This window comes from Myxococcus vastator (assembly GCF_010894475.1).
Classification (GTDB): Bacteria; Myxococcota; Myxococcia; order Myxococcales; family Myxococcaceae; genus Myxococcus; species Myxococcus vastator.
Genome location: NZ_JAAIYB010000776.1, coordinates 1 through 1,949, shown reverse-complemented (window position 1 = coordinate 1,949; position 1,949 = coordinate 1). Strand labels below are relative to the sequence as shown.

The window sequence follows — 1,949 nt, the reverse complement described above, 5'->3', positions numbered from 1 at the left end:
TATAAGAGACAGGTCGGGGGGTTCTTCGCGCCGCTGTGCGCGTTGTTCCTGGTGGACTCTGGCGTGGGGTACCACTTCCGCTCCCACACGGAGCTGGTGGCGGGCCTGTTCCTGGGCGGCGCGGCGATTGTGGCGTTGGGGCTCTACGACGACCTGCGGGGCGCGGGCGCCCGGCTGAAGTTCGCCGTCCAGTTCGCGGTGGCGTTGGGCCTGTATGCCATGGGCTTCCGAATCGACGTCATCGCCAACCCGTTCGGCCCGGAGCTGGTGTTGGGCGCGTTGAGTCTGCCTTTCACCGTGTTGTGGGTGGTGGGCGTGGTCAACGCGCTCAACCTCATCGACGGCCTGGATGGGCTGGCGGGCGGCGTGGCCTTCTTCGGCGTCGGCACCAACTTCCTCCTCGCGCTGTCGCGAGGCGACGTGCTGCTGGCGCTGCTGATGGCGGCGCTGGCGGGCGCCATCCTCGGGTTCCTGGTGTTCAACTTCAACCCGGCCTCCATCTTCATGGGGGACACCGGGAGCATGTTCCTGGGCTTCGTGCTGGCCGCGGTGTCCATCCAGACGAGCACCAAGAGCGGCACGGCGGTGGCCATGCTGGTGCCGGTGATGGCGCTGGGGCTGCCCATCATGGACACGCTGCTGGCCATGGTGCGGCGCTCGCTGCTGGGGCGGCCGATGTTCAGCGCCGACCGGGAGCACATCCATCACCGGTTGATGAGCCACCTGGTGCTCAGCCACCGCGCCACCGTGCTGGTGCTGTATGGCCTGTGCGGCCTGTTCATGCTGGTGGCGCTGGCGCTGAACTTCGCCAACAGCGCGCAGAGCGCCATGCTGCTGTGTGGCATGGGCGTGCTCATCGTGTTGCTGATGCGGCGGCTGGGCTACCTGGACCTGGGCCGCGCCAGGGACATGCACCAGGTGCGGCAGCGCAACCTGTGGCTGCGGACCCTGGTGAAGGATGTCACCCGCGCGGTGCGCGCGGCGCCTTCGCTGGAGGGGGTGTGGAACGCGGTGCGCCCGCTGGCGGACGCCATGGGCCTGTCGCGCCAGGAGCTGCGCTTCCAGCGCATCCGGCCCACGGGGCTCGCGGACAACGTCGTCTTTGAAGCCCAGCGGCTCGCGGGCGCGGGGATGCCGTTCGAGGTCAGCATCGCCATCAAGGTTGAAGGCGAGGTGCTGGGCGCGATGCTGCTGGTGTGGCGGGATGGCCGGGCCGCCATCAACCGCGATGAGGAGCTGGCGCTGGAGCAGGTGGCGGACGCGGTGGCGGAGAGCGCCGAGCGGCTCCAGCCGCGGGTCGACGCCGAGCCCGGGCGCCTGATCGCGCTGAGGAAGTGATGCCTGACGGGCACGCCGCGCCGCGCACCCGACAGGCGCGCCTGACACCGGTGGGCGCGAGCGCACTCCTGGCCCTGCTGCGTGCGTGGCCGGACGCCCCCTCGGGTGCGCCGCCGGAAGGCGGGGACGCGGAGGCGCTGGTGCGCACGGCGGTGCGCCACGGGCTGGTGGGCTTCGTGGCGCACGCGGTGGAACGGGCGGGCTGGGCGCTGCCCGGGCCCGCGAGCGCGTCCCTGCGCCGGGAGTCCCTGGGGAACGCGGCGCGGGCCCTGCGGGTGAAGGCGCTGCTGCTGCGATGCCTGGACGCGCTGGCGACGGTGGGACAGGTGCCGGTGCTGCTCAAGGGATACGGGCTGGCGCTGCGGCTGTATCCGGACCCGTTGCAGCGAGCCACCACGGACGTGGACCTGCTGGTGGCGCGCGCGGACGTCGGTGCCGCGGTGCAGGCGCTCGCTCGCGTGGGCCTGTCTGCGCGGCGGGACGATGGCGCCCGTCATGGCGAGGAGGACTCCCACCACCTGGAGCTCGCGGGGCCCGCGGGCCTGGTGGAGCTTCACTACCGCGCGCTCGCGGGCTGGGGCGAGGCCCTGGAGGGCGACGCGCTGCTGGCA

General features: G+C 72.0%; 2 protein-coding genes. Both read left to right on the top strand.

Annotated features, from left to right (window positions below):
• On the top strand, positions 1-1,338 hold a 1,338-nt coding region (locus G4D87_RS37145), incomplete at its 5' end, for an MraY family glycosyltransferase (RefSeq protein ID WP_240358924.1).
• A partial coding sequence (locus G4D87_RS37140; protein WP_240358923.1) for a nucleotidyltransferase family protein occupies positions 1,338-1,949 on the top strand: 612 nt, incomplete at its 3' end. The genes G4D87_RS37145 and G4D87_RS37140, both read left to right, overlap by 1 nt.